General features: G+C 71.1%; 28 protein-coding genes, 2 tRNA genes and 1 pseudogene. 23 read left to right on the forward strand and 8 right to left on the reverse strand.

Going from position 1 to position 26,664, the window contains the following annotated elements:
- The gene (locus OHB01_RS14450) at positions 1 to 336 is read right to left on the reverse strand and encodes an STAS domain-containing protein (RefSeq protein WP_168066478.1); all 336 of its coding nucleotides are present in this window, start codon (positions 334 to 336) and stop codon (positions 1 to 3) included.
- A gap of 204 nt (positions 337 to 540) precedes the next feature.
- Here OHB01_RS14450 and OHB01_RS14455 point away from each other — a divergent pair, with 204 nt between their 5' ends.
- From OHB01_RS14455 to OHB01_RS14465, 3 genes and pseudogenes are all read left to right on the forward strand, one after another.
- Complete coding sequence (locus tag OHB01_RS14455; RefSeq protein ID WP_328855515.1) at positions 541 to 1,068, forward strand: C40 family peptidase; 528 nt, start codon at positions 541 to 543, stop codon at positions 1,066 to 1,068.
- Positions 1,069 to 1,087: 19 nt separating this feature from the next.
- Positions 1,088 to 1,315 (forward strand): annotated as a pseudogene (locus OHB01_RS14460) (AfsR/SARP family transcriptional regulator); the annotation flags it as partial.
- Positions 1,316 to 1,476: 161 nt separating this feature from the next.
- Entirely contained in the window at positions 1,477 to 4,488 is a 3,012-nt protein-coding gene (locus tag OHB01_RS14465; protein ID WP_328855516.1) for an ATP-binding protein, read from the forward strand.
- Here OHB01_RS14465 and OHB01_RS14470 read toward each other — a convergent pair.
- On the reverse strand, positions 4,424 to 5,044 hold the full coding sequence (locus OHB01_RS14470; RefSeq protein ID WP_328708466.1) for a hemerythrin domain-containing protein: 621 nt from the start codon (positions 5,042 to 5,044) through the stop codon (positions 4,424 to 4,426). The genes OHB01_RS14465 and OHB01_RS14470 overlap by 65 nt on opposite strands.
- A 106-nt stretch (positions 5,045 to 5,150) precedes the next feature.
- On the opposite strand from OHB01_RS14470, the gene OHB01_RS14475 reads away from it, so the two are divergent.
- The 10 genes from OHB01_RS14475 (at position 5,151) to OHB01_RS14520 (ending at position 9,851) form a co-directional block, all read left to right on the forward strand.
- Entirely contained in the window at positions 5,151 to 5,360 is a 210-nt protein-coding gene (locus tag OHB01_RS14475) for a transposase (protein ID WP_142651310.1), read from the forward strand.
- Positions 5,361 to 5,429: 69 nt separating this feature from the next.
- On the forward strand, positions 5,430 to 5,876 hold the full coding sequence (locus OHB01_RS14480; protein ID WP_142651309.1) for a hypothetical protein: 447 nt from the start codon (positions 5,430 to 5,432) through the stop codon (positions 5,874 to 5,876).
- 94 nt (positions 5,877 to 5,970) lie between these two features.
- Positions 5,971 to 6,043: transfer RNA gene (locus tag OHB01_RS14485), tRNA-Thr, on the forward strand.
- A 178-nt stretch (positions 6,044 to 6,221) separates the two neighbouring features.
- Positions 6,222 to 6,295, forward strand: a tRNA-Met gene (locus OHB01_RS14490).
- Positions 6,296 to 6,374: 79 nt separating this feature from the next.
- A complete protein-coding gene (gene rpmG / locus OHB01_RS14495) occupies positions 6,375 to 6,539 on the forward strand; it encodes a 50S ribosomal protein L33 (protein WP_030510782.1) in 165 nt (54 codons plus the stop codon).
- A gap of 148 nt (positions 6,540 to 6,687) precedes the next feature.
- Positions 6,688 to 7,137 carry a MaoC family dehydratase N-terminal domain-containing protein gene (locus OHB01_RS14500; protein ID WP_142651308.1) on the forward strand — a complete coding sequence of 150 codons (450 nt, stop codon included), beginning with the start codon at positions 6,688 to 6,690 and terminating at the stop codon, positions 7,135 to 7,137.
- Between the two features lie 2 nt (positions 7,138 to 7,139).
- A complete protein-coding gene (locus OHB01_RS14505; protein ID WP_142651307.1) occupies positions 7,140 to 7,568 on the forward strand; it encodes a MaoC family dehydratase in 429 nt (142 codons plus the stop codon).
- 57 nt (positions 7,569 to 7,625) lie between these two features.
- Positions 7,626 to 7,979, forward strand: coding sequence for a hypothetical protein (locus tag OHB01_RS14510; RefSeq protein WP_142651306.1), 354 nt, complete (start codon positions 7,626 to 7,628; stop codon positions 7,977 to 7,979).
- 40 nt (positions 7,980 to 8,019) lie between these two features.
- On the forward strand, positions 8,020 to 9,069 hold the full coding sequence (locus OHB01_RS14515) for a UDP-N-acetylmuramate dehydrogenase (protein ID WP_147942710.1): 1,050 nt from the start codon (positions 8,020 to 8,022) through the stop codon (positions 9,067 to 9,069).
- Between the two features lie 212 nt (positions 9,070 to 9,281).
- Positions 9,282 to 9,851: a TMEM165/GDT1 family protein gene (locus tag OHB01_RS14520; RefSeq protein WP_142651304.1), complete on the forward strand. Its 570-nt coding sequence runs from the start codon at positions 9,282 to 9,284 to the stop codon at positions 9,849 to 9,851.
- 56 nt (positions 9,852 to 9,907) lie between these two features.
- Here OHB01_RS14520 and OHB01_RS14525 read toward each other — a convergent pair whose 3' ends face one another.
- Positions 9,908 to 12,784 (reverse strand): ATP-binding protein, encoded by a 2,877-nt coding sequence (locus OHB01_RS14525; protein WP_142651303.1) that lies wholly within the window; start codon positions 12,782 to 12,784, stop codon positions 9,908 to 9,910.
- Positions 12,785 to 12,953: 169 nt separating this feature from the next.
- Positions 12,954 to 13,121, reverse strand: coding sequence for a hypothetical protein (locus OHB01_RS14530; protein ID WP_168066475.1), 168 nt, complete (start codon positions 13,119 to 13,121; stop codon positions 12,954 to 12,956).
- A gap of 207 nt (positions 13,122 to 13,328) precedes the next feature.
- On the opposite strand from OHB01_RS14530, the gene deoC reads away from it, so the two are divergent.
- The 4 genes from deoC to OHB01_RS14550 are packed head-to-tail and all read left to right on the forward strand — an operon-like array spanning position 13,329 to position 16,807.
- The gene (gene deoC, locus OHB01_RS14535) at positions 13,329 to 14,267 is read left to right on the forward strand and encodes a deoxyribose-phosphate aldolase (RefSeq protein WP_142651302.1); all 939 of its coding nucleotides are present in this window, start codon (positions 13,329 to 13,331) and stop codon (positions 14,265 to 14,267) included.
- Positions 14,268 to 14,282: 15 nt separating this feature from the next.
- Positions 14,283 to 15,710 carry an aldehyde dehydrogenase family protein gene (locus OHB01_RS14540; RefSeq protein ID WP_142651301.1) on the forward strand — a complete coding sequence of 476 codons (1,428 nt, stop codon included), beginning with the start codon at positions 14,283 to 14,285 and terminating at the stop codon, positions 15,708 to 15,710.
- Positions 15,700 to 15,939 carry a hypothetical protein gene (locus OHB01_RS14545; protein ID WP_147942712.1) on the forward strand — a complete coding sequence of 80 codons (240 nt, stop codon included), beginning with the start codon at positions 15,700 to 15,702 and terminating at the stop codon, positions 15,937 to 15,939. Before OHB01_RS14540 ends, OHB01_RS14545 begins: the two co-directional genes overlap by 11 nt.
- Positions 15,932 to 16,807 carry an aldehyde dehydrogenase family protein gene (locus OHB01_RS14550; protein WP_142651300.1) on the forward strand — a complete coding sequence of 292 codons (876 nt, stop codon included), beginning with the start codon at positions 15,932 to 15,934 and terminating at the stop codon, positions 16,805 to 16,807. Before OHB01_RS14545 ends, OHB01_RS14550 begins: the two co-directional genes overlap by 8 nt.
- 123 nt (positions 16,808 to 16,930) lie before the next feature.
- On the opposite strand, the gene rho is transcribed toward OHB01_RS14550, so the two are convergent.
- Entirely contained in the window at positions 16,931 to 18,073 is a 1,143-nt protein-coding gene (rho, locus tag OHB01_RS14555; RefSeq protein ID WP_142651299.1) for a transcription termination factor Rho, read from the reverse strand.
- Between the two features lie 269 nt (positions 18,074 to 18,342).
- Positions 18,343 to 18,921, reverse strand: a complete 579-nt coding sequence (locus OHB01_RS14560; protein WP_142651298.1) for an LURP-one-related/scramblase family protein — start codon at positions 18,919 to 18,921, stop codon at positions 18,343 to 18,345.
- 204 nt (positions 18,922 to 19,125) lie between these two features.
- On the opposite strand from OHB01_RS14560, the gene OHB01_RS14565 reads away from it, so the two are divergent.
- The 6 genes from OHB01_RS14565 (at position 19,126) to lipB (ending at position 24,126) form a co-directional block, all read left to right on the forward strand.
- Positions 19,126 to 20,178 (forward strand): ABC transporter substrate-binding protein, encoded by a 1,053-nt coding sequence (locus OHB01_RS14565; RefSeq protein WP_142651297.1) that lies wholly within the window; start codon positions 19,126 to 19,128, stop codon positions 20,176 to 20,178.
- A gap of 31 nt (positions 20,179 to 20,209) precedes the next feature.
- Positions 20,210 to 21,259 carry a FecCD family ABC transporter permease gene (locus tag OHB01_RS14570; protein ID WP_147942715.1) on the forward strand — a complete coding sequence of 350 codons (1,050 nt, stop codon included), beginning with the start codon at positions 20,210 to 20,212 and terminating at the stop codon, positions 21,257 to 21,259.
- Positions 21,256 to 22,302, forward strand: a complete 1,047-nt coding sequence (locus tag OHB01_RS14575) for a FecCD family ABC transporter permease (RefSeq protein ID WP_147942716.1) — start codon at positions 21,256 to 21,258, stop codon at positions 22,300 to 22,302. The genes OHB01_RS14570 and OHB01_RS14575 overlap by 4 nt, the downstream gene beginning before the upstream one ends.
- 10 nt (positions 22,303 to 22,312) lie before the next feature.
- A complete protein-coding gene (locus OHB01_RS14580) occupies positions 22,313 to 23,122 on the forward strand; it encodes an ABC transporter ATP-binding protein (protein WP_142651294.1) in 810 nt (269 codons plus the stop codon).
- Between the two features lie 103 nt (positions 23,123 to 23,225).
- Positions 23,226 to 23,435, forward strand: a complete 210-nt coding sequence (locus tag OHB01_RS14585) for a PspC domain-containing protein (protein WP_142651293.1) — start codon at positions 23,226 to 23,228, stop codon at positions 23,433 to 23,435.
- 52 nt (positions 23,436 to 23,487) lie between these two features.
- The gene (lipB, locus tag OHB01_RS14590; RefSeq protein ID WP_142651292.1) at positions 23,488 to 24,126 is read left to right on the forward strand and encodes a lipoyl(octanoyl) transferase LipB; all 639 of its coding nucleotides are present in this window, start codon (positions 23,488 to 23,490) and stop codon (positions 24,124 to 24,126) included.
- Between the two features lie 4 nt (positions 24,127 to 24,130).
- Here the strand turns inward: lipB and OHB01_RS14595 are convergent, their stop codons facing one another.
- Together OHB01_RS14595 and OHB01_RS14600 are read right to left on the reverse strand one after the other, a co-directional pair.
- Complete coding sequence (locus OHB01_RS14595; RefSeq protein ID WP_142651291.1) at positions 24,131 to 25,678, reverse strand: amino acid permease; 1,548 nt, start codon at positions 25,676 to 25,678, stop codon at positions 24,131 to 24,133.
- Positions 25,679 to 25,690: 12 nt separating this feature from the next.
- The gene (locus OHB01_RS14600; RefSeq protein WP_328855517.1) at positions 25,691 to 26,611 is read right to left on the reverse strand and encodes a choline/ethanolamine kinase family protein; all 921 of its coding nucleotides are present in this window, start codon (positions 26,609 to 26,611) and stop codon (positions 25,691 to 25,693) included.
- Positions 26,612 to 26,664: the final 53 nt, after the last annotated feature.

Here is a 26,664-nt window from a genome sequence, read left to right on the forward strand (position 1 = left end):
CTAGTCCGTCAGCGCGTCGGCCGTGTCCAGGACGCGGAACAGCCGGGTCAGGTTCGTCCAGCGGAGGATCCGCAGCACCTGGCCGGCCGGCGCGATGAGGGCGAGATCGCCGTCCCTGTCACGCAGGTTGTGCACCAGGCGCACGAGCAGCCCCACGCCCGTGGTGTCGATGAACCGCACCTCGCTGAGGTCCACGGCCAGCCACGGGCCGTGGGCCTCGATCTGGGTGAGTAGCGGCTCGCGCAGGCGCCGCACCGCGTGGAGATCCAGCTCTCCGCGCAGCCCGAGCACCCACCAGCGAGTGGGGGAAGGGGGTTGTGCCGTCCACGTCTCCACGGTGGTTCCCTTCGCTCTTCTTGGCGCCGGGGACCACCGGGTGAGCGGGACGGGGAGGTCCGGGGCGACCGACGAAGCGTTTCGACCGACGCGCCGATGACCGTACGAGCCGCACCCAGGGTAACAATCCCCCTCCGTTGCGTCGATCGGCTCACGTAAAGCTTCCGTGGCACCGGCGGAATCGAGTGGCTATCGTCACGGTTTATGGGGGTTGAGCGCACGTTGCGGCGCCGGCTGGTCCTGATCGGGGGAATCGTCGCACTGGCCGCCGCGGGATCCGCGCCGCTCAACGAGGAGCTGACCAGGGCCGTCGCCGTCGCGTACGCGGCCCAGGGCGCGCTGCCGTACTCGTGGGGCGGGGGACACGCGGCCCGGCCGGGTCCCTCGAAGGGGACCTGCCGGGGATACAGCGGCTCGGTCAGGCCCTGCCCGGCCGACCGGACGCGCGGCTTCGACTGCTCGGGGTTCACCCGCTGGGTGTACGACCAGGCGTTCGGCGATGACGTGCTCGGCCCCGGCAACACCGACGCCCACGTCGCCCGGCTGCGCAGGGTCGCGGTGCCGCAACCCGGCGACCTGGTCTTCTACGGCAGGCCCGGCAGGACGCACCACGTCGGGGTGTACGTCGGCGGCGGAAAGATGATCAACGCGTTCGCCACCGGGACGCGCATCCGCATGGACGACGTGTCCGTGTTGGACGACCTGCTCGGCTATTACCACTACCGACCCTGATCCCTATGCTTGCCCCGTAATGGTGAGATTGCGGGTTCTGGGGCGAATCACGGCGGAGGTCGACGGGCGTCCGGCGGACCTCGGGACGTCGCTCCAGCGCGCCGTGCTGGCCCGGCTGGTCTGCGCCCGCGGACACGTGGTGTCGACCGACCGGTTCGTGGACGACCTGTGGAGGGGCCAGCCGCCGCCGCGCGCGCTGGGCGCGCTCCAGGTCTACGTCTCCAACCTCAGGCGGGCACTCGAGCCGGGCCGCGCCCCCCGCGCCGCCGCCCGCGTGCTGGTCACCACTCCCCCCGGTTATCGGCTGGCGCTGGAGCCCGGCGACGTGGACGCCTGGCGCTTCCCCCGGCTGGTCGAGTCCGCCGCCGGCCTGCTCACCGAGGGCGGCACGCGCGGGCGCTGGAGGTCGTGGACGAGGCGCTGGCCCTGTGGACCGGCCAGGCGTACGCGGAGTTCGGCGAGGAGGAGTGGGCCGTCCCCGAGGTGGTCCACCTGGACGAGCTGCGGGCGGTCGCGGTGGAATACCGCGCCGAGGCCGGGCTCGCGCTCGCCCGCCACGGCGAGGTCGTTCCCGAGCTGGAGCGCCACCTCACCGCCCACCCCCTGCGCGAGAACGCCGTGCGGTTGCTCGCGCTCGCCTACTACCGGGCCGGGCGGCAAGGGGAGGCGCTGGCGGTCCTGCGCAGGACTCGCGACCAGCTCGCCGACCAGCTCGGCATCGATCCCGGGCCCGCCCTGCGCGCGCTGGAAGCGGACATCCTCGCGCAGGCCGAGTCGCTCGACGCGACCCCCGTACGCGCGATACCCGTCCCGTCGGCGGCGCAGCACCCCGTGCCCGCCCCGGTGCCCGCCCCGGCACCCGCCCCGGCACCCGCCGGGGATTTCGAGCCCGTCCGCATGGTGGGCCGTACGGCCGAGCTGTCCCGGCTGGCCGCCGCGGCGGAGCGGGCCAGGGCCGGTTTCCGCATCGCCTGGCTCGGTGGCGAGGCGGGCTCGGGCAAGAGCACGCTGGCCGACGCGCTCGTGCGGCGCCTGTCGGCGGACGGCTGGCAGACCGTGATCGGCCGCTGCCCCGAGACGACCGGCGGCGTGCCGCCCGCATGGGCGTGGAGCGAGGTGCTGCGGGAGCTGTCCGCGGCCTGCCCGCCCGAGCCCGGGACCGCTGCCAGGCTGGCGCCACTGCTGACCGACGACGCCGCGCCCGTGGGGCAGTTCTGGCTGGCGCGGGCGACCGGCGACTATCTGGACGGTGTGCCGGGACCGCTGCTGATCGTCCTGGAGGACGTGCACCGGGCCGACGAGGAGACGCTCCAGCTCCTGCGTCACCTGGCCGGCCGCCTGACGCGGACGCCGGTCCTCGTCCTGCTCACGCACCGGCCGGCCGAGGCGGGCGATGACCTCACGGCCACCAGGGCGGCGCTCGCCGTGCAGGCCGTGGAGAACATCACCCTCGGCGGCCTGGGCGAACGCGAGGTGGCCCGGCTGCTCGCGGAGCGTTCCGGTACGGAGGTCGACGAGGCCACGGTGCGCACGGTCACCGAGCGGACCGGCGGCAACCCGCTGTTCGTGACGGAGACGGCCCGGCTGCTCGCGGTGGACGGCCCGTCGGCGGCCCACGCGCTGCCGCCCGGCGTGCGCGATCTCATCCGGCGGCGTCTCGCCCGGTTGCCCGCGACGGCCCGGACGACGCTGCGCAACGCCGCCGTTCTCGGCCGGGAGGCCGATGCGGACGTGCTGATCGCCATGCCGGGGGCCGACGAGGAGTCCGTGCTCGACGGCCTTGAGGCGGGTGTGCTGTCCGGCCTGCTGGAGGAGCCGCGCCCCGGCCGCGTCCGGTTCGCCCATGTGCTCGTGCGCGAGACGCTGTACGAGGACATCCCGCGGCTGCGCCGTACGCGGATGCACGGCAAGGCCCTGGCGGCGCTCGAACGGGTGCGCCCCGGCGACGTGGGGGCGCTCGGGCACCACGCGCTCGCCGCCGCGACGACCGCGACCGCCCTCACTGCGGCCGAGTACGCGGCGCGGGCCGCCGGGCAGGCGACCGCCCTCTACGCGCACAAGGAGGCGGCGGCCCTGCTGGAGGGCGCGCTGGGCGCGCTCGACCTGGTGAGCGAGGGGGCGGACGGCGCCGGTCGGGACCTTCGCCTCGACCTCCTGTGCCGCCTGGTGTCCGCGCAGTCGCACGCGGGCGACGTGATCACGGCGGTGCGCAACCGGACGAAGGCGCTCGCGGTGGCCCGCCAGACGGAGGATCGCGGCGCGGTCGCGCGGGCGGTGTCCTCGCTCGACGCGCCGGTCATCTGGACCATCCAGCCCGACCGCGTGCTCGACGCCGACCTCGTCGAGGCGATCGAGGAGGCGCTGCCCGCGGAGGCAGGCGAGCTGCGCTGCCGGATGCTCGTCGCCCTCTGCCACGCGCTCGAAGGACACGACGCGGCGCGCATCGAGGCCGCCAGTGCGGAGGCGCTGGCGATCGCGGACGCCCTCGGCGACCCACGCCTGCGGTGCATGGCGCTCAACGGGCGCTACTGGGTCTGCCTGACCCCGGAACGGCGGGACGACCTGGAGCGGCTCGGGCACGAGCTGCTGGCCGCCTCGGCCGCCGCCGGGCTCCTCGGCTACCAGACGCTCGGTCACTTCTCGCTGCTCATGGCCGCGCTGGGCCGCAACGACTGGGCCACGGCGCGCCGACACGCCGACAAGGCGATGGAGCTGTCGACGAGCGGCCAGCTCGGCCTGGCCCTCGGCATCCTCGCGTTCCTCGACGCCGTGCACCTGCTGGTCAGGGGCGAGTTCGAGCGGGCCGAGAGCGCCTACACGCAGCTCGGCGAGCGGCTGGCGAGCACCGGTGACGCCAACGGCGCGATGGTGGGGACGGTCGGCCGTTTCGTGGTCACGCTGGCCGCGGGGCGGGTCCACGAGTCGGTGGAGGAGCTCGCCGCCCTGTGGGAACGCCTGCCACAGGACGTCGGCGAGCTGTACACGCGGGCGCTCGTCGGGGCCGGCCGGCTGGAGGAGGCCCGCGTGGTGTGGGCCTCCGCACGCGTCCCCCGCCGGGACTACTACTGGCTCGTGTTCCTGTCCCTGCGTGCGGACAACGCGATCGCGCTCGGTCACCGGGCGGAGGCCGAGGAGTGCTATCGCCTGCTGCTGCCGTCCGACGGCGAGCTGGCCGGGTTGCACTCGGGCTCGGTGACGCTCGGGCCGGTCGCCCACACGCTCGGCGACCTGGCGGCGTTCCTGGGCCGGTCCGGCGACGCCGGGGCCCACTATCTGCGGGCCGCCGAGGTCGCCCGGCAGGCCGGCTCCCCGCATTGGGAGGAGGCCGCCCGCCGCGAAGCCGACAACGCAGCGCTCATGCGGAGCCGAAGATCAGCCGCTCGCGGCGACGGTGGGCGCGGCGCATCAGCGCCAGCATGACGACCAGGACGGGCCCGGCCAGCCTGCGCAGCTCCGCCAGTTCCTCCGGCAGCGCGTGCTGCTCGATCCTGGGCAGCTCGAAGCGAACGTCGCCGCCCTTGCGGACGTGCTGCTCCAACTCCTCCCAGTCCTTGCCGGAGACGTGCCGCATGATGATCGGAAAGATCGTGCGCTCCTCCTCCTGGATGTGCTCGTCGAGCAGGTCGGCCAGCCGGCGCAGCGGCTTGGCCAGCTCGGCCGGGTCGCCCGCGACGGCCTGGATCTCCTCCAACAGCGGGTCGAGCTCGGAGTGGTCCTCGCTCAGCTCGCTCAGGTCGATCTCGGCGCCCGCCGAGCGGACGAGCAGCGGCCACAGGCGGTCGTCCTCGGTCTTGTGGTGGTGGTGGATGCCGCGGCACAGCTTGGTCGCGTAGTCGCGGATGGCAGCGGCGCGCTCCGGGCCGCACGGCTGCCGGCCGGCGGCGATCTCGGCGGTGACGTCGGCGAGGCGCCGGGAGTCGGTGCGCATCGCCCGGTGCGCGATGCGGAAGCCCAGCAGGTTGGGAGTATCAGACATGGGCTCATCGTGCGGCTCCCCACTTGGAGTCGATTGAGACTCCGCTTAAACCGATTCCCCTGGGACGGGAGGTAGCCATGAGGAAAACCCGATAGCTTGTTCCCCTATGGACAGCCGATGGGTGGGACCGGACGGTTATGAGATCGTCCCCGCGTACCGCCGTGACCGGCAGGTGCTGCGGGTGCGGCGCAACGGCCAGGTGATCGCCGACTGTCTCTCGGTCGAGGAGGTCGCCCGATATGTCGATCTCGCCGACCTCTGCGAAGTGATCCCGCTGCCCGTCAGGACCCGCGACGCCCGTACGGCCGTCAAATAGCCTGGTCACACGGAGGTCGCAGGCGTAACAGGGGTGGCCCCTGGGCACTCAGATGCCGAGGGGGAATCGATGCGCCTGCCTGTCCGTCTGCCTGTCTGCCTGTCTTTCGTCGCACTGTCTTTCACCGCCATCGCGCTCTGCGCCGCCGTGGGCGGCTGCGGGTCGGCGACCACGGGCTCCGTGGCCGAGACGCCGGTGTACGTGCTCAACCTCCGAGACTCCGAGCGGGGCAGGGCGGAGCAGCGGCCGGCGAACCTCGTGCTCTCGGAGTTCAGCACGATGAGCGGGGTCACCTGGCGGACGTGGGGGCCGACGAGGGCGACCGGCGCCGGGAAGATCAGCGGCACCTGGTGCCTGCCCGAGTGCGCGGACGCGCCGTACGCCGCCACGGTGACGCTGAGCAGCGTGATCCCGGTCAAGGGCAAGGGCTACTTCAGCCGCTACGCCGTGACGGCCGACGTGCCCGTACGGCAGCGTCCCGAGGCCGACCTGTCCGGGGTGCTGCCGACGCCCTGAGCCCCTGCGCGGGAGGGGCGATTCGAGTTCGCGTACACCGCCGTGGCCGTGTATGGTTACACCTGTCCGCAGCGCGAGAGCGGCAGGCGGACCCGCCCCTATAGCTCAGTCGGCAGAGCGTCTCCATGGTAAGGAGAAGGTCAACGGTTCGATTCCGTTTGGGGGCTCTAGCCAGAAAGTCCTATCCAAGCAGCGTTTCTGACTGAGCGCTGCGGGGTGGGGCTTTCGGCTTGGTGGGGATGCCTCATCCCCGCCGAAGCACCGATCTCGATCATGGCTGATCCCGATGCGCGAATAGCCGTACAGGTCGGGTATCCTTGCGTGGCCGGATCCATTTCCGGCCTAGGCGGAGTAGCTCAGTCAGGCAGAGCAAGCGGCTCATAATCGCTGTGTCGCCGGTTCAAGTCCGGCCTCCGCTACTACCCTGCCGGGCCACCCGAACAAGGGGGCCCCGGTGCGGGTTGTCCAGTAGTCCCGAACGCAGAAAGGCACTCCCACGTGGCTGCCGCAGACGTTAGGCCGAAGATCACGCTGGCCTGCCAGGAGTGCAAGCACCGCAACTACATCACGCGGAAGAACCGGCGCAACGACCCGGATCGGCTTGAGCTGAAGAAGTACTGCCCCAACTGCAAGACGCACCGGGCGCACCGCGAGACCCGCTAGGTCACGGCACGGACCGCACGCACTTCCGACGCCGGCGTTCCCTGACTGGGGCGCCGGTTTGTCGTGTCCGGGGCGGTGCGGGCCGGTGCCCGCCGGCGTAGGTCTGTTACGGTACGGCCTACCCAGCCCATCCGAAGGAGCCGGCCCGATGCCTTTGAACCGCGATTTCGTCGGGCGGACGTACGAGTCGTCCGCGCCCTACGAGGTCAGCCGCGTGAAGATCAGCGAGTTCGCCACCGCGATCGGCGACTCCAACCCGATCTACCACGACCGGCAGGCCGCGGTGGCGGCCGGGCACCCGGACGTCGTCGCGCCGCCCACGTTCCCCATCGTGTTCAGCCTTCTCGGGACCGGTGACGCGCTCGGCGACCCCGGCCTCGGGCTCAACTTCGCGATGGTCGTGCACGGTGAGCAGAGGTTCGAGTATGAGCGCCCCATCCACGCGGGCGACGAGCTGGTGTGCAAATCGACCATCGCGGAGATCCGCAGCGTCGGCCGCAACGAGTTCCTGACGCTGCGCAGCGACGTCTCGACCACCTCGGGTGAGCTGGTCTGCCGGACGTACAACGTCATCGTGGAGCGCGGAGGGGCGGCCTGATCATGGCGGCGACGGTCAAGTACGACGAGGTGGAGGCCGGCCAGGAGATCCCGGCCGTCGAATACCAGGTCCGCCGGGTGGACCTGGTGAGGTACGCCGGCGCCTCGGGCGACTTCAACCCCATCCACTGGAACGAGCGCTACGCGAAGGCGGTCGGCCTGCCCGACGTCATCGCGCACGGCATGTACACGATGGCGCAGGGCGGCCGGTTCGTGACCGACTGGGCGGGCGACCCCGGCGCGGTCGTGGAGTATGGCGTCCGGTTCTCCTCCATGGTCGTGGTGCCCGACGACGACAACGGCGCGACGATCAGGATCAGCGGGGTCGTCGAGGAGAAGCGCGAGGACAAGCGGGTCGTCGTGGCGCTGACCGCGAAGTCCGGCGACTCCCGGGTGCTGTCCAAGGCCCGCGCGGTGGTCCAGCTCTCCTGAGCTCCCTCGCCTGGCCGGGTCCGGTTGACCGTCGCGATGCCGGGTAGCGGTCGGATCGTGAGCGAGCGAGACAACGAAGCGAAGAACGAGCCGGTCACGACCCAGCGGGAGCACGGCGACGTCGCCGGGGCCGCCGCGGAGACCCAGGACCCGGGCAAGGCGGGCGACGCCCACGGCGGTGCCCTGCCCCGCCCGCGAGCGCGCAACGCCAAGGAGGCCGCCGCGGCCGCGGGCCCGGAGGAGATCTCCGAGGCCAAGCGGGACATCGCGCCCGGCGGGACGATCGAGACCGCGCTGACCCCCTCGGGAGAGCCGTCGGTGGTCGCCTCCCAGCTCCTGTGGGACGGCAGCTCGGCCACGTCCAGGGTCGACGAGGTGATCGCCGAGGCGGAACGCGAGGATCGCGGGTAGATATCCTGTTCGTCGGGATGTTCCGGGTGCGAGGAGACCGATGGCTGACCGGCTGGCAGGGGTGCCGCTCGCCCCGTACACCACGTTGCGGACGGGCGGACCGGCCCGGGCGTTCACGCAGGCGCGGACGCAGGACGAGCTGATCGCGACCGTGGCCGAGGCCGACCGCGCGGGCGAGCCGGTGCTGGTGCTCGGCGGCGGCAGCAATCTCGTGGTGTGCGACGACGGGTTCGACGGGCTCGTGGTGCGCGTCGCCACGCTGGGCGTGGAGGCGACATCCCAGGACGGGCGCGTGCTGGTCACCGTGCAGGCGGGGGAGGACTGGGACGCCCTGGTCGCCCGCTGCGTGGCCGAGGGCTGGTCGGGGGTCGAGTGCCTGTCGGGCGTTCCCGGGCTGGTGGGCTCCACCCCGATCCAGAACGTCGGCGCGTACGGGCAGGACGTCTCGCAGACCGTCGCCGCCGTCCGCGTGTACGACCGGAGGGCCGGCGAGGTGCGGGACCTCACGGCCGCCGAGTGCGGCTTCGCCTACCGGCACAGCGCGTTCAAGCACGACCCCGGCCGCCACGTCGTGCTGGCCGTCACCTACGCCCTGGAGCGCTCGCCGCTGTCGGGGCCCGTGGCGTACAAGGAGCTGGCCGCGCGGCTCGGCGTGGAGATCGGCGCACGGGTGCCGCTGGCCGAGGCGCGGGAGGCCGTGCTGGAGCTGCGCCGTGGCAAGGGCATGGTGCTCGACCCCGGCGACCCGGACACGCGCAGCGCCGGATCGTTCTTCACCAATCCCGTGCTCGGCCCGGAGGAGGCGGCGGCCCTGGAGCTGCGGGCCCCCGGCCACCCGCGCTGGGACATGCCCGACGGCACGGTCAAGGTGCCGGCGGCGTGGCTGATCGAGAACGCCGGGTTCCCCAAGGGCTACGAGAAGGGCCGGGTGCGCATCTCGACCAAGCACACGCTGGCCCTCACCAATCCCACCGGAGAGGCGGGCGCGGCCGAGCTGCTGGCGCTCGCCCGCGAGGTGCGCGAGGGCGTGCACGAGAAGTTCGGGGTGTGGCTCGTCAACGAGCCCGTGCTGGTGGGAGTGCGTCTCTAGCTCGGTTAAACTGGGACGACCCGAAGGGGAGTAGTCCACAATCCACTGATCGACACACTGGCGGTTCGCCCGCCCGGTCGTGGAGCCCTCGTGGCGGACGAGACCTTCGGCCCGACAGTCATGATCACATGCTGCCGGGCCGAAGTCGTGCCCGAACTCCCCGGGTGTCGTACGGCGGCCCGGTCGCAACTCCCCTGTAGGAAGGCGACCCCGTGCAAGCCCTCTGGATCTCTCTCGTCGTCATCTTCGTGGCCGAGCTGGGCGACAAGAGCCAGCTCATGGCCCTGACCTTCGCGACCCGGTTCAAGACGGGGCCGGTGCTGGCCGGCATCACCGCGGCGACCGCGCTCGTCCACCTCGTCAGCGTCGGGCTCGGCAGGATCGTCGGCGACGCCCTCCCCACCACCGCCATCTCGATCATCGCGGGCCTGGCGTTCCTCGCCTTCGCGGCGTGGACGCTGCGCGGCGACGAGCTCACCGAGGAGGAGAAGGGCAAGGCGGCCAAGACCACCCGCAACGCCTTCATCGCCGTCGCCGTGGCGTTCTTCCTCAGCGAGCTGGGCGACAAGACCATGCTCGCCACCATCACGCTGGCCACCCAGCACGGCTGGTTCGGCACGTGGGTCGGCTCGACCGTGGGCATGGTCGCCGCCGACGCGCTGGCCATCCTGGTCGGCCGGTTCCTCGGCACCCGCCTGCCGGACAAGTGGATCAAGTATGGCGCCGCCGCGGCGTTCGCCGTCTTCGGCGTGCTGCTGCTGGCCGAGCCCCTGTTCGCCTGACTCTCGTCCGCCTGATCGAGCCCCGCCTGATCGAGCCCCGTCTGATCGAGCCCCGCCTAATCGAGCAGGGACAGGCGGTGGGCCGCGGCGGCGGCCTCGCCCCGGCTCGACACCCCCAGCTTGGGCAGGATGTTCGACACGTGCACGCTGACGGTCTTGGCCGAGATGAACAGCTCGGCCGCGATGTCCCGGTTGCTGCGCCCGGCCGCCACCAGGCGCAGCACCTCCAGCTCGCGCGGGGTCAGGTCGGCCTGCCGTACGGGCTCGGACGGGGTGGGGTCGGAGAGCGGGGTGCCGACGCGGCGGGCCAGCGTCTCGATCTGGGTGACCATCGGGGTGGCGCGCAACGCGACCGCGAGCGGGCAGGCCTCGCGCAGCCGCGCGATGGCACCCTCACGGTCGCCGCTCGCGGCGGCGGCCGCAGCGCCGTGCAGCAGCGCCTTGGCCCGGACGTACGGACGGCCCAGCCGCCGCCACGCCTCGGCCGCGGCGTCGAACTCGCCCCGGTAGACCAGTCCGAACGCCTCGTTCACCGGACCGTCGCCCAGGTTGACGGCCAGCCGGTCGCCCAGCTCCCGCACCGGGGCCACCCGGTCGGGGGCGACCGGCGCCGCCGCGTCGCAGACGTATCGGACCAGGGCGAGCAGCCGTCCGGCGAGCATGGCCTTGCGGGCCAGCGGCGGGTTGTCGAGAGCCTTCTCCAGCACGTCGAGTGCCTTCAGGGGCTCGCCGCGCAGCAGGTGCCACGCGAGACGCAGCCGGACGTTGTTCGTCCACTCCTGGGTCTGCTCGTCCCGATGCGGGGAGAAGACGCCGACCTCGGTGAGGATGTCCTCCGCCAGGTCCTCCTCGCCGCGCGCGATCGCGATGTCCGCGCGGACCCGCAGCATGTGCCACCGGTTGCGCAGGGTCGGCCCCATCGTCAGGGACCGCTCGATGATCTCGACGGCCTCGTCCCACCGGCCGAGCGACTCCAGCGCCTCCGCCCGGTTGTTGGCGATGAACGTGCCCTGGTGGCGGAACCTACCGTATCGCCGGGCGAGCTTCTCGCCCTCCAGCGCGAGCGCCACGGCCTCTTCCGAACGGCCGAGGTTGTCGAGGGCGTCGACGTTGTTGGCCAGGGCGCGCAGGATGATGCGGGGCGAGTTCAGGCGCCTGCCCATCGCCAGCGCCTGCTCGTTGAGCGCGATCGTGGTCTCGAGGTCGCCGTTGATGGAGTGGCCGAGCGCCATGTTGATCAGGAGGTCGGCCTCCTGCACCTCGTCGCCCATGTCGCGGGCGATGCGCAGCGCCTCCTCGGTGAGCGCGGTGCCCTCGGCGACCCCGTCGGCGCACATCAGGGTCTGGCCCAGCCGGGTCAGCACCAGCGCGCGTACGTCGCCCGGCTGCGGCACCAGCCGCTCGGCGCGCCACAGATACTCCAGGATGCCCGGCTTGCCCTTGTGCGCCTTGACGTTGGCCATGCGGACCATCAGCTCGGCCACCCGCTCGGGTGAGGTCTCCTCGTCGAGCTCGGCCAGGGCGCCGCGCACGTACTTCTGGCTCTGCTCCATCTCGCCGCTGAGGAACGCCGCCTCGGAGGCCCGTTCCAGCACCGTGCAGTGGTCGTGGCCGATGCGCTCGGCGGCGTCGGGCACCTTGTCCCACAGCGTCAGCACGCGTTCGAGGAGCTGGATCTGCTCGGTGTAGGCGAACGACTTGGCCGCCTTCTCGGACGCCTCCCAGGCGGAGATCAGCGCCCACAGATCGTCACGGGCGGAGTACCAGTGGTGGGCGATCTCGATGGCCGCCCGGCCCGGGGGCACCAGACCGCGGTCGCGGTCGATCTCCTCGGCGTACCTCGCGTGCATCCGCGCGTGCTCACCGGGCAGCAGCTCGTCGTGGACCGCCTCGCGGATCAGGGCGTGCCGGAACGCGTACGCCCCGCCGTCGGCCACCTGCAGCACGTTGGCCGCGATGGCGGGCCGCAGCGCGTTCTCCAGATCGACGTCGGACAGGCCGCTGACCGCCGCGAGCAGGGCGTGACCGACGCGGATGCCCCCGGCGGCGGCGATCCTGAGCACCCGCTGGGTCTCCTCGGGCAGCCGCTCCACCGAGCCGATGATCAGGTCGTGCAGCGAGTCGGGGAACGAGCAGTCCTCGCCGCAGTCGAGCAGCGCCTCCACGAACAGCGGGATGCCGCCGCTGCGGTCGAAGACCCGGTCGACCTTGGCGAACTCGGGGGTCACTCCGAGGATCCCGGCCATCTGCTCGGCGACCTCGTCCTGGGTGAAACGGGGCAGGTCCACCCGGACCACGCCGTCGACCCGTCCCAGCTCGGCCAGCACCGGCCGCAGGGGATGGGTGCGGTGCAGCTCGTCCGAGCGGTACGTCATGACCATCAGGACGGGAGCCGTCTTGAGGTTGCGGCTGAGGAAGGCGATGAGGTCGCGGCTGGAACGGTCGGCCCAGTGGATGTCCTCGATGACGAGCACCACCGGCCGCCGCTCGGAGAGGCGTTCGAGCAGCGCCAGGATCAGCTCGAACAGCCGCGCGCGGGCCGACTCGGTCTCCCCGTCGCCGCTCGGCTCGCCGAACTCGGGCAGCAGCCTGGCCAGGTCGCGGGCGGCGCCGTCGGGCAGCAGGGCGGCGACCTCGGCCGCGCCGCACTCCCGGACGAGCTGCCGCAGCGCGGCGGTGAAGGGGGCGTAGGCCAGGCCCTCCGCGGACAGCTCCACGCAGCCCCCGACGAGCACGTGGGCGCCGTCCTGCGCGGCCTGCTCCGCGAACCGGCCGGCGAGGCGGGTCTTCCCCACGCCCGCCTCGCCGCCGATGAGCACCGCCGCGGTGGCCTGCTTGCGCGCCTGGTCGTAGGCCTCGCCCAGGGTCTCCAGCTCCGCGCCCCGCCCGACGAAGACGGGGCTCACCGCCCGGCGTGTCATGTGCTCCAGCATGTCATGACCCTTTGCGTGGCTTCGCCTGGTTTTTCGGTCAGACCTCTGTGCCCCCATGAGCCTCACGGTGTGCTCCACGGTGTGGTTCATGGTGTCGTTCACGGTGTGCTTCACGGCGGCTGAAAGGCCCGGCCGGGAGGGAGGGTCCGGCCGGGCCTTCGTACGCGTCTCATGAGGTGCGGAGCTTGCCGAAGGCCGCACGCAGCCGGCGGTTGCCGGAGCGCTGCTGGGCCTTCAGGCCCGACTGCGCCTCGCGCGCGCGGCGGTGGGCGGCGGCCTCCTCCTGAAGCTCGGTCGCCCGGTTGATCATTACCTGGTAGTGCAGTTCCGGACCCATCAGAGTGTCTCCTTGTTTCGGGTCTCTTCTCGTACTCCTCAAGGTTCGGTCTAAGGCGTGGTGCGGCACATCGGGCGGATGCCCTATCTCTGGCAGGGGCTTACGGCATAGGACTTCTAAGGCGGGTAAGGAGATGCCTTAGGGACGCCCGGGTCTCCGGGTTTGGAATCATTCCGCGTGGTCGGGGATGCTGGTCTCGTGCCAACTATGACTACTCCGCTCGCGGAGGTCGCCTCCTCACCCTCGACGCTGCGTGCGTTCCTGCACGGCCTTCCCGGGGTCGACAGGGTCGGGGCGGACGCCCGGGCCGCGATGCTGGGCACGCGATCCATCAAGACGACCGCCAAGAAACAGGCCATCGACATGGCCATCGGGATGGTCGACCTCACCACCCTGGAAGGCGCGGACACCCCCGGCAAGGTCAGGGCGATGTGCGCCAAGGCGGTGCGGCCCGATCCCACCGACTCCTCCGTGCCGCCGGTCGCCGCCGTCTGCGTGTACCCCGACCTGGTCGCGACCGCCGTCGAGGCCCTCTCCGGATCCGGCGTGAAGGTGGCGTCCGTCGCCACGTCGTTCCCCAGCGGCCGGTCCTCCCTTGAGGTCAAGGTCGCCGACACGTCCCTCGCCGTGGCCGCCGGAGCCGCCGAGATCGACATGGTCATCGACCGCGGCGCGTTCCTCGCCGGCGACTACCTCAAGGTGTACGAGGAGATCGTCGCCATCAAGGAAGCCTGCGGCGACAGCCATCTGAAGGTGATCCTGGAGACCGGCGAGCTCGCGACGTACGACAACGTGCGACGAGCCTCCTGGCTCGCGATGATCGCCGGGGCCGACTTCATCAAGACCTCGACCGGCAAGGTGTCGCCGGCCGCGACGCTGCCGGTGACGCTCGTCATGCTGGAGGCCGTGCGCGACTTCCTGGCCGCGACCGGCCGCAAGGTGGGCGTGAAGCCCGCGGGCGGCATCCGCACCACCAAGGACGCGATCAAATACCTGGTGCTGGTCAACGAGACCGCCGGGCCCGACTGGCTGCACGCCGACTGGTTCCGCCTCGGCGCCTCCTCGCTGCTGAACGACCTGCTCATGCAGCGGCAGAAGATGGCCACCGGCCGGTACGCCGGTCCCGACTACTTCACGCTGGACTGAGGGCTGGACTGAGGCATGTTCGAATACGCACCCGCACCAGAGTCGCGGGACATCGTCGACATCCGGCCGTCGTACGGCCTGTTCATCAACGGCGAGTGGGTCGAGCCGCAGGGCGAGGAGCGCCACAAGACCGTCAACCCGGCCACCGAGGAGGTGCTCGCGGAGGTCGCGTGGGCGGGGGAGGCCGACGTCGACCGCGCGGTCCAGGCCGCGGCCAAGGCGTTCCCCGTCTGGTCGGCCATGCCGGGCGCGGAGCGGGCCAAGTACCTGTTCCGGATCGCCCGGATCATCCAGGAGCGTGCGCGTGAGCTCGCGGTCCTGGAGACGCTCGACAACGGCAAGCCGATCAGGGAGTCCCGCGACGTGGACCTCCCGCTGGTCGCCGCCCACTTCTTCTACTACGCCGGCTGGGCCGACAAGCTGGCGTACGCCGGGTTCGGCGAGAACCCCCGGCCGCTGGGCGTGGCCGGGCAGGTCATCCCGTGGAACTTCCCGCTGCTCATGCTGGCCTGGAAGATCGCTCCCGCGCTGGCCTGCGGCAACACGGTCGTGCTCAAGCCGGCCGAGACCACGCCGCTGACCGCGCTCGCGTTCGCCGACATCTGCCGCCAGGCCGACCTGCCGCCGGGCGTCGTGAACATCGTCACCGGCGCGGGCCAGACGGGCGCCGCGCTCGTGAACCACCCCGACGTGGACAAGGTCGCCTTCACCGGCTCCACCGAGGTCGGCCGCCTCATCGCGAGGAGCCTCGCGGGCACCCGCAAGAAGCTCACGCTGGAGCTCGGCGGCAAGGCCGCCAACATCGTGTTCGAGGACGCGCCGCTCGACCAGGCCGTCGAGGGCATCGTCAACGGCATCTTCTTCAACCAGGGCCACGTCTGCTGCGCGGGATCGCGGCTGCTGGTGCAGGAGTCGGTCGCCGACGACCTGCTGGAGGCGCTCAAGCGGCGTCTCGGCACGCTGCGGCTCGGCGACCCGCTGGACAAGAACACCGACATCGGCGCGATCAACTCGGCCGAGCAGCTCGCCAAGATCCGCGAGCTGTCGGCGGCCGGGGAGGCCGAGGGCGCCGAGCGGTGGTCGCCCGCCTGCCCGATCCCCGACCGCGGCTACTGGTTCCCGCCCACCGTCTTCACCGGCGTGGCCCAGTCGCACCGGATCGCCCGTGAGGAGATCTTCGGCCCGGTGCTGTCGGTGCTGACCTTCCGCACCCCCGCCGAGGCGGTGGAGAAGGCCAACAACACGCCGTACGGGCTGTCGGCGGGCGTGTGGACCGAGAAGGGCTCGCGCATGCTGTGGATGGCGTCCCGGCTGCGGGCCGGCGTCGTCTGGTCCAACACGTTCAACCGGTTCGACCCGACCTCGCCGTTCGGCGGCTACAAGGAGTCGGGCTACGGCCGCGAGGGCGGACGCCACGGTCTGGAGGCCTACCTTGCCGTATGACCGGTGTCATCACCCCTCCGGCCGTCCGTCGTGCAGGTGCGCCGACGGGCAGCGCCGCCGCCTGGCCCGCCGGGCGCGCGCGGGCGCCGGTGACGGCTTCTCCCGGGGCAGCCGCTCCCGCCGCTTCGCCGTACGGCACGGCTGGTTCGCCCACCGGGGCGGCGTGTGCCGCTGTGGCCAGACCTACCAGCCGGCCCGTCCTCTGGAGATTGGAACCTTCGATGAGTGAGCGCACCGGACGCCTGAGCGTGCGCAAGACGTACAAGCTGTTCATCGGCGGCGCGTTCCCGCGTTCGGAGAGCGGAAGGTCGTATGTCGTGACCTCCTCCAAGGGCGACTTCCTCGCCAACGCGGCCAGGGCCTCCCGCAAGGACGCCAGGGACGCGGTCGGGGCGGCGCGCAAGGCGTTCCCCGGCTGGTCGGGTGCCACGGCGTACAACAGGGGCCAGATCCTCTACCGCATCGCCGAGATGCTGGAAGGCCGCCGCGCGCAGTTCGTCGCGGAGATCACCGCGATGGGCGGCGTGGGGGCCAAGCAGGCCGGCGAGATGGTGGACGCGTCGGTCGACAGGCTGGTCTGGTACGCGGGCTGGTCCGACAAGATCGGCGCGGTCCTAGGGTCGGCCAACCCGGTGGCCGGGCCCTACTTCAACCTGTCGAGCCCCGAGCCGACCGGCGTGGTCGCGGTGGTGGCTCCGCAGGAGGGGCCGCTGCTCGGGCTGATCAGCGTGATCGCCCCGGTGATCGTGACCGGCAACACCTGTGTGGTGATCGCCTCCGAGCGTGCGCCGCTGCCGGCGATCACGCTGGCCGAGGTGCTGGCGACCTCCGACCTGCCGGGCGGGGTGGTGAACATCCTCACCGGCTCGGCCGCCGAGATCGCCCCCTGGCTGGCGGGCCACATGGACGTCAACGGCATCGACCTGACCGGCGCCGATCCCGAGCTGGCCGTCACGTGTGAGGAGCTGGCCGCGGAGAACCTCAAGCGGGTGCTCCGGCCGCCGGTGGATCGCGTGGACTGGCTCGCCGACCCCGGCATCGAGCGGATGACGGCGTTCCTGGAGACCAAGACCGTCTGGCATCCGATCGGCATCTGAACCCGTTCCCTCCCGGCCCGCGCGGGCCGGGAGGGCCGGTCACACGGCGCCGGCCAGGCAGGGGCTTGGTGCCGGTGCTCACATTCCGTGCTCACATTCCCGGGCTCACATTCCGGGCTCACATCATGCGCGGCGCAGGGCGAGAAGCAATTCGGCGTTGGATCCGGTGTTCTTCATCGAGGTGAGGAACGACTCGATGGACTCCTGCTCGTGCAGCGCCCGGCGGAGCCTGCGCGTCAGGGGAAGCTCGGCGGGGTCGAACAGGAGCTCCTCGCGGCGGGTGCCGGAGGCGACGACGTCGACGGCGGGGAAGATCCGGCGGTCGGCCAGGCTCCGGCTGAGCTTCAGCTCCATGTTGCCGGTGCTCTTGAACTCCTCGAAGAGGTTGTCGTCCATCTTCGAGCCGGTCTCGACCAGCGCGGTGGCGAGGATCGTGAGCGAGCCGCCGCCCTCGATGTTGCGGGCGGCGCCGAGCACCTTCTTGGGCTGGTGCAGGGCCCCGGCGTCCATGCCGCCCGTGAGCACGCGCCCGCCGCTCGGCGCGGCCATGTTGTACGCCCGGCCGAGGCGGGTGATCGAGTCGATGAGCACGACGACGTCACGGCCCGCCTCCACGAGCCGCTTGGCCCGCTCGACGGCGAGCTCGGCCGCGGTGATGTGGTCCTGCGGTGCGCGGTCGAAGGTCGAGGCGATCACCTCGGCCCGCACCGACGCGCGCATGTCGGTGACCTCCTCTGGCCGCTCGTCCACCAGGACGACCATGAGGTGGCATTCGGGGTGGTTGGTGGTGATCGCGTTCGCGACGGCCTTGAGGAGCATGGTCTTGCCGGCCTTCGGCGGGGCGACGATCAGGCCGCGCTGGCCCTTGCCGATCGGCGCGAACAGGTCGATGACCCGCGTGGTCAGGATGTTGCGCGTCGTCTCCAGGCGCAGGCGCTCGTCGGGATAGATCGGCACGAGGTCGGCGAAGTGCGGCCGCGCGGTCTCCACGGGCTCGCCGTTCACGATCGCGACGGAGGTGAGCAGGCCGTTCTGGGCGACGCCGCGGACGTGGTCGCCGCGGCGCAGGTCGAGCGCGTCCACGAGCGCGGCCGGGACGGTCACGTCCTTCGGGCCGGGCAGGTAGCCGTTCGTGCGGATCACCGTGTTCCTGCCCGCCTGGTCGAGCAGACCGGTGACCTCGACGGCCGGGGCGTCCTTCGTACGGGCCTGTCCGGTGCGGGAAGTGCTGCGCTGCTTGGGAACGCTGAGAGTGGTGGTGGTCATGGGACTCCTTGTGCCGGAGCTGTCTGGGGCAAAGCGTGGGTGGGTGTGGGGGCGCGCGTTCGTCCGCAGGCAGCGGGATTCGCGCGAGATTCGTGAAGAGGCCGGAGCTGGAGGACCGGCCTGCTGTGCTGGGCGCGTATGGGCTCAGAGACGGAGCCAGAACCATACGGCTTGTCGCTGACTATAACAGGCGCACGTGTCGCGGCAATTCCCCGTGATCTAGCGGGCCCTACCGGCCTCTATCATCCTCTATCGGGCTCTATCGGCCTTCATCGGGCTTGGAGGGCGTCGAGCGCGACGGCCATGGCGATGACCAGGCGGCGGTCGAGGCGCGGATCGCGGATCTCGATGGCGTAGCGGTCGCGCAGGCCCCACCTGCGGTCGACCGAGAACGCGATCGAGGCGCCGATGCTGAAGTCGAAGTGGTAGGGCAGCCACTGCAGCGAGTCGGAGAACCGGCGTAACAGGGCGACCGCCAGTTGCCGCTCCTGCCCGGTCAGCGTCGGCAGCCCCGGCTGCTGGAGATGCCAGGTCGAGCGGAGCAGCGACCGGCCGAAATCCTTGCGGAACGTGCCGATGGGGTGGCCCGTGTCGTCCACCACGTCGTACTCGCCCGCGAGGTCGAGGACCTTGCGCGCCTTGAACCCGGCCAGCTCCGTCTGCCGGGACTCGTCCGTGTAGAGCGTCACCTGCTCCTTCAGGGCCATCCGCTTCTGCTCGGCGAAGGCCACGACCTCGCCCTCCGAACCGTCGGGGTTCGCCGCATGGACGACATATCTGTTCACCATCATGGTGATCTTCTGGCGCAGGTACAGGCGGGTCTGCCCCTGCAAGGTGGCGATATCCATGCTTAGACTCCAGAGACGGTCGTTTGTCTCCCTATATGCCCTCTTCCCGAAGAAGATCACCAGCGGGAGGTGGTCGAATCGACGTCCTGGTGCGCCGGGCGGCTGTCGGTGACCATAACCACACTTTTCGGGCTTGTCGCCTCAAGGGGATCTACCTATAAGGTAAGGCTTACCTAAATTCAGCCCTCGGCAGGGAGCCCCCGTATGTCTCTCCGGCACCGCGGTATCGGTCTCGGTATCGGCGCCGTCGCAGTCGCCCTCTCACTGGTCGCCTGCGGCGCCTCCTCCGGCAGCGGCGCAGCGAGCGGCGGGGGCACGAGCACGTCCGCCGCCGACGCCGCCAAGGCCGTCGCCAAGGGCGGCTCCGACTTCGGCACCGCCGCGGAGAAGACCGCCGCGATGGGCACCACCGCCAAGCCGGGCGAGTGGCCGCGCACCATCACCCACGCCATGGGCACGACCGAGATCAAGGCCCAGCCCAAGCGGGTCGTCGTCCTGGACGTCGGAGAGCTCGACAACGTCGTCTCCCTGGGCGTCAAGCCGGTCGGCTTCGCGCCCAGCGAGGGCTCGCCCGACCTGCCGTCCTACCTGAAGCAGGACGCCGGCGACCCGAAGAACGTCGGCACGATCAACAACCTCAACCTGGAGGCGATCGCCGGGCTGCACCCGGACCTCATCCTCGGCAGCCGGCTGCGCGCCGCCGAGCAGTACGACGAGCTGTCGAAGATCGCCCCGACCGTGTTCTCCATCCGTCCCGGGTTCACCTGGAAGGAGAACTACCTCCTCAACGCCGCCGCCCTCGACAAGACCGAGGAGGCCAAGGCGAAACTCGCCGAGTATGACGCCAAGGTGAAGGCACTCGGCGCGAAGCTGGGCGACCACAAGCCCGTCGTCTCGATGGTGCGCTTCATGCCCAACGGCGTGATCCGGCTCTACGCCAACGCCTCCTTCATCGGCACCATCCTCAAGGACGCCGGCATCCCGCGCCCCGCCAACCAGAACATCCCCGACCTCGCCGCCGAGGTGAGCGCGGAGAACATCGACCAGGCCGACGCGGACGTCATCTTCACCGGCGTGTACGGCGACCCGAAGGCCACGAACAAGGCGGCGGTCCAGAGCAACCCGCTGTGGAAGGACCTCAAGGCGGTCAAGGCGGGGCACGCCTACGAGGTCCCGGACGAGACCTGGTATCTCGGTCTCGGCGTCACCGCCGCCATGCAGGTCGTCGGGGACCTGGAGCGGTACCTCGTCAAGTAGGCACGTGGTCCCGCTCCGAGAAAGCGAACGAATGTCCCGTGCCACTCGCCGCCGCGCCCGACGTCGTGCCACCTCACACCGTGTCGGCCCGACCGCCGGGGGCGCGATCCTGCTGGCCCTCGCCGCGCTGCTGGTCCTCGCCGTGCTGCTCAGCCTCGCGGTGGGCAGCCGCCAGATCGCGCCGAGCGTGGTGATCGACGCCCTGACGCACGGCGGCGGCAGCGGCGACGCCCAGGTCGTACGGTCGCTGCGGGTGCCCCGCACCCTCATCGGGGTGATGGCCGGCGTCGCCCTCGCCGTGGCCGGCACGGTCATGCAGGGCATCACCCGCAACCCCATCGCCGAGCCCGGCATCCTGGGCGTCAGCCAGGGCGCCTCGGTGGGCGTGGTGTGCGCGATCGCGTTCCTCGGAGTGCACTCGCTGACCGGCTATGTGTGGTTCGCCTTCGCGGGCGCGGGGATCGCGGCGGTCGCCGTCTACGTCATCGCCAGCGGCGGGCGCGGCGGCGCCACCCCGGTCAAGCTCGCCCTGGCCGGCACCGCGATGAACGCCCTGCTCGCCTCCCTGGTCTCCGGCATCACCACGACCGACGCCCAGGCCCTCGACGAGTTCCGGTTCTGGCACGTCGGCTCGCTCAGCGGCCGGAGCGCCGAGGTCGCCGGTCAGACCTGGCCGTTCCTCCTCGCGGGGCTGCTGCTGGTCCTCGCGATGGCCCGGGGGCTCGACGCGCTCGCCCTCGGCGAGGACGTCGCCAAGGGGCTCGGCCACAACGTCCCCCTGCTGCGGATCCTCGGAGGTCTCGGCGCCACCGTCCTGACCGGCGTCGCGGTCGCCGCCGCCGGCCCGATCGCCTTCACCGGCCTGGCCGTTCCGCACATCGCGCGGGCCATCGTGGGCACCGACCACCGCTGGGTGCTGCCCGCGGCGGCCCTGCTCGGTCCCGTGATGCTCCTGGTCGCCGACGTCATCGGCCGCATCGTCTTCCCGCCCTCGGAGGTGCCGGTGGCGGTCATGACCGCGCTGCTCGGCGTGCCGTTCCTGATCGCCCTCGTACGCAGGAAAGCGGTGGTGGCGGCATGACGCGCCCCGTGGGCTTCGCCGTCCTGCGGGTGGGGCGGGGGAGCTTCCTGCTGCATCGCAGGGCGGCCCTCGTCGCCGTCCTGCTCGGCGCGGCGCTCGCGCTGGCCGCCGTGGCCTACCTGTGCGTCGGCGAGTCGTTCGTCAGCCCCGCGGAGGTCCTCCGGGTGCTGTGGGGGCAGCCGAGCCCGGACGCGTTCGTGGTCGGCACGCTGCGGATGCCCCGCCTCGCGGTCGGCCTGCTCGCCGGCGCCGCCTTCGGCCTCGCCGGGTCCTTCGTCCAGACCGTGGCCCGCAACCCGCTCGCCAGCCCGGACGTGATCGGCGTGACCCAGGGCGCGGGCGCGGCGACCGTCGCCGCGATGACCTTCGGCGTCGCGGCGTACGACACCCTGCCGTACATCTCGATCGTCGGGGGCCTGGCCGCCGCCGCGCTGGTCTACGTCTTCGCCTGGCGCAGGGGCCTGCACGCCTCGCGCTTCGTGCTCATCGGCATCGGCATCTCGGTGGCCCTCGGCTCCCTGACGCAGTTGTTCCTCACCAAGGGCGACTTCCTGGTGGCCCAGCAGGCCAAGGTCTGGCTCACCGGGTCGCTCAACGGCCGCGGCTACGATCACGCCGCGCCGCTCGCCTCGATCCTGCTCGTGCTGACGCCGGCGCTGCTCTGGGCGGCCCGGGCCCAGCGCTCGGTGTCGTTCGACGACGACACCGCGACCGCTCTCGGCGTACGGCTCGGCCGGGTCCGCCTGGGCCTGATCGTCCTCGGCGTCGTCCTGGCGTCGGTGGCGACGGCCGCGGCGGGACCGGTCGACTTCGTCGCGCTGCTCGCCCCGCAGATCGCCCGCCGCCTGTCGCGCACCGCGCAGATCCCCCTGCTCGGCTCCGCGCTGACCGGCGCCCTGATCGTGACCATCGCGGATCTGCTGGCCCGCAAGCTGTTCTCCCCGATCGAGCTGCCGGTCGGCGTGTTCACCGCGGTGGTGGGCGCTCCCTATCTGATGTGGCTGATCGTCCGCACCCGCAGCCGTTCCGGAGGCACGACATGATAGGCACCGCATGACCGGCGACAGCATGACCGGCAACCGCCTGAGGGCCGAGGGGCTCGTGCTCACGTACGAGGACCGTACGGTCGTCGACGGCCTCGACCTGGAGATCCCGGACGGGCAGGTCACCGTCATCATCGGGCCCAACGCGTGCGGCAAGTCCACCCTCCTGCGCGCGCTGGGCCGGCTGCTCAAGCCGCGGCGCGGCTCGGTGCTGCTGGACGGCACCGAGCTGGCCCGCATCCCCACCAAACGCGTCGCCCGGGAGATCGGGCTGCTGCCGCAGACCCCCGTGCCGCCGGAGGGGATCACGGTCTCCGAACTCGTCACCCGCGGGCGGCAGCCCCACCACAAGTGGTGGCAGCAGTGGACGGAGGCGGACGAGAAGGCCGTCACCGAGGCGATGGACCGCACCGAGACCGGCGATCTCGCGGAGCGGCCGGTCGACGAGCTGTCCGGCGGCCAGCGGCAGCGGGCCTGGATCGCGATGGCCCTCGCCCAGGACACCGACCTCCTGCTGCTCGACGAGCCGACGACCTATCTCGACATCGCCCACCAGGTGGAGGTGCTCGACCTGGTGCGGCAGCTCAACCGGGAGCGTGGCCGGACCGTGGTCGTCGTCCTGCACGACCTCAACCAGGCCGCCCGATACGCCGACCACATCGTCGCCATGAAGGCGGGACGGATCGTCGCCCAGGGCGCGCCCGGCGACGTCATCACCGCCGACCTGGTCCAGGAGGTCTTCGGGCTCGCCTCCGTCGTCGTGCCGGATCCGGTCACGGGCGGCCCGCTGGTCGTGCCGGGCGCGCCCTGGCAGCACTGAATCTCTGTCGTCTCAGGGTCGGGATCGGGGTTTTCTCAGGGTTCCTCGTGGAACGGGTGCTTCTACGCCGTCCGTTGGACCGGATGACGAAAGGAGCCGATCGATGTACCGATCGAGACAGCACAGGATCATCGCCGGCGTCTGCGGGGGGATCGCGGACCGGTACGGCATGTCGCCGACGGTCGTGCGGGCGCTGTTCCTGCTGTCCTGCCTGCTGCCGGGCCCGCAGTTCGTGGCCTACCTCATCATGTGGGTGCTGTTCCCCAAGGCTCCCGCCTCCACGGACTACCACTACTCGTACGGGCACAGGTAGGAAGCACGGGGCCATCCGGCCGCGTTTATGCTCACATCGAAAGAGGTGAGCGATGATGCGGCAACGGCCCCTGACCCTGGTCCAGGACGAGCTGGTCGATTACGAGAAGGCCATGGAGCGCATGGACGCGCTGGTGGCGGAGCGGCAGGACGACGCGCGGCCCGACACACTGTGGCTGCTCAGCCATCCGCCGGTCTTCACGATCGGCAAGCGGACGCTGGAGACGCATCTGCCCGACCCGTCGGCCGGCATCCCCGTGGTGCCGACCGGCCGCGGCGGCCAGCTCACCTATCACGGGCCCGGGCAGCTCGTCGGCTATCTCATCGTGAAGCTGCGGACCGGTGAAGGTGTGGTCGACTACATCCGCGAGGTCGAGCTGCGGCTGGTCGAGGCGCTGGCGAAGCTCGGCGTCCCGGCCGAGCGGCGCGACACCCCGCCCGGATCGGAGCTGCTCACGGGCGTCTGGACCCGGGACACCGGCCGGAAGATCGTCTCGATCGGCATGCGGTCGAGCCGGTCGGTCACCAGCCACGGCTTCGCGCTCAACGTGGACGGCGACCTCACGCCGTGGGATCTCGCGGTCCCGTGCGGCATGCCCGACGTGGAGATGACCTCGATCGCCCGCGAGCTCGGACGGGCCTCCATGGAGGAGACCCGCCGAGTCGTCGCGGCGGCGTTCGAGGCCTCCTGAGGGGTTACCCGACCGTTTCGCGGTCGCCCGCGTCGTCGACCGTACGGCGGGGCCCGGCGAACCAGTGCTTGGCCGACAGGTGCCACCACAGGGCGATGCCGATGAGCACGGCCCCCACGGCGATGGGGGCGTAGTTCACCGACGTCCAGGTGAAGTCCTTGTTGCCCGGGACGCCCGACGGGGCGATCGGCAGCACGAAGTAGATCGAGATGATCGCGATCTCGATCACCGCGATCCAGGACAACGCCTTGTATTTGGGGCCGAGGGTCCATGGTCCGGGCTGGAAGGAGTCGCCCGCGCGCAGGCGCAGCCAGATCGGGATGAGGAACGCGAGGTAGAGCCCGATCACCGCGATGGACACCACGGCGAGGAACGCCACCGGGGTCGTCGTGCCTTCCGGCGCGTAGAGCGCGGGCAGCGTGATCAGCAGCGCGACCCCGCACCCGCCGATGATGGCGTTGACCGGTGTGCGGTTGCGGTCGACCTTCGACCACAGCCGCCAGCCCGGCACCGCGCCGTCCCGGGAGAACGCGTACGTCATCCGCGACATCGAGGTCACGCAGCTCATGCCGCAGAAGAACTGCCCGATGGTGGAGATGCCGAAGATGACGGTGGCGAGCGTGGACGACAGCGACGAGGTGAAGATGGCCCCGACGAAGCCGCCCTCGGCGTTGACGGCGTCCACGTTCGTGGCCGCGAACAGGAACGACAGCAGCAGGATCCAGCCGCCGATCGCCGAGTAGAAAATCGACTGCCACAGGCCCTTGGCCGCCGTGCGGGCCGCGCCGTGGGTCTCCTCCGACACGTGGGCGCAGGCGTCGAAGCCGGTGATCGTGTACTGCGTGAGCAGGAAGCCCAGCGGTAGCACGTACAGCCAGAACGTCGGGCCGCCGTCGCCGTTGCCGAAGCCGGAGTTGTTGAACGTCTCGAACAGGAAGCCCACGTCCTGGTGCTTCGACGGGCCGAAGATCAGGATCAGCACGACCGCCGCCGCGCCGAACACGTGCCACCACACCGAGACGTTCTGCAGCACGGAGATCAGGCGGTGGCTGAAAATGTTGATCAACGCGTGGAGCACCAGGACGATCGCGAACAACAGGAAGGTCTGGTGCAGCGCGTTGCCGTTCGCCCACGAGTCGCTGAACCGGCCGATCGTGATGTTCAGGAACGTCGCGCAGCCGTAGTCGACCGACGCGGTCACCGCGATCAGGCCGATCAGGTTGAGCCAGCCGGTGAACCAGCCGTGGACGGGCCCGCCCAGCTTGGCCGCCCACCAGTAGATGCCGCCCGCCGTGGGGTACGCGGAGACCAGCTCCGCCATGCAGAACCCGATGATCAGGATGAACGCCGAGATCAGCGGCCAGCCGATGGAGATCGCCAGAGGCCCGCCGTTGTTCCACGCCTGGCTGAAGGTGGTGAAACATCCCGCCAGGATCGAGATGATCGAGAAGGAGATCGCGAAGTTGGAGAACCCGCTCCAGGTGCGGGCCAGTTCCTGCTTGTAACCGAGTTCCGCTAGTCGTTTGGCGTCGTCGTCGAGGGCTTGCGCCACTGAGGCCTCCTCTTAACTACTGGTGCGGAGTTCTCGGACGCCGTCGAGCAGGCGTCCGAAGCTGGGATCCCCGAGGTCGCGTACGGCTTGTGCGAACTTGTCGGCGGCCTCGGCGGAGTAGTCGAACCCGGGCAGGGCCGTGTTGTGGACCAGCCCCTCGTGGATGACGAACCAGAGCGTCCAGGTGAGGTTGGACATGATGAGGTTCAGCCGCACCCGGGGGAAATGCTCGTCGTCGCCGAAATAGGCCCGCGTGAGCCGTACGACCTGGTCGGGGTCGAAATCGGATTCGGCGGCGATGTCCCCGAGCTCGAAACAGGGGTCGTTGTTGCCGGAGAGCTGGTAGTCGACGATCCGGACGCCGTCGCCGGTGGCGATCAGGTTCTCGGCCAGCAGATCGTTATGGCAGGGGACCGCGGGGAGCGGGCGCCGGGCCAGCGCCGCCTCGATGTCGGCCACGACCGGCAGCGCGTCCTCATACCCGGCGGGAAGGGCCAGGCCGTGGGCCCGGCAGCGCGTCACGAACTCCCGGAGCTTGTCGAAGATCGAGAAGTCGTTGCCGAAGCGCGGGCCGGCGTGCAGCCGGCGGCAGGCGACCGCCACCTCCTCGATCCGCGCGGCCACGGCCGGGGCGTCGAGGGTGACCCCATCGATCCACTCCAGGAGGAGGACGCCCGGCAGCACGTGGACGACCCGGGGGCCGACCCCGGACGCCGCGGCGGCGACCGTGTTGGCGATCTCCTGGTCGAGCGGGATGCCGAGGCCGGTCTCGGAGATGCGCGGGTCGAGCACCCGTAGCAGCCAGCGGTCGCCGTCCTCGCTGTCGACCCTGGCGATGTGGTGGCTGAGCCCGCCCTTGATCGTCGTGAAGGTCAGTGGCCGCCCGGCCCAGGCCGTGACGAGATCCATTGCGTCTGCGACGGGATCTGGCATGCCCGGCTCCTTTTGGTCTACCTTCAGACCATTGATCAGATTTTCTGGGCCGG

Origin of the sequence: Microbispora hainanensis, assembly GCF_036186745.1 — a bacterium.
Classification (GTDB): Bacteria; Actinomycetota; Actinomycetes; order Streptosporangiales; family Streptosporangiaceae; genus Microbispora.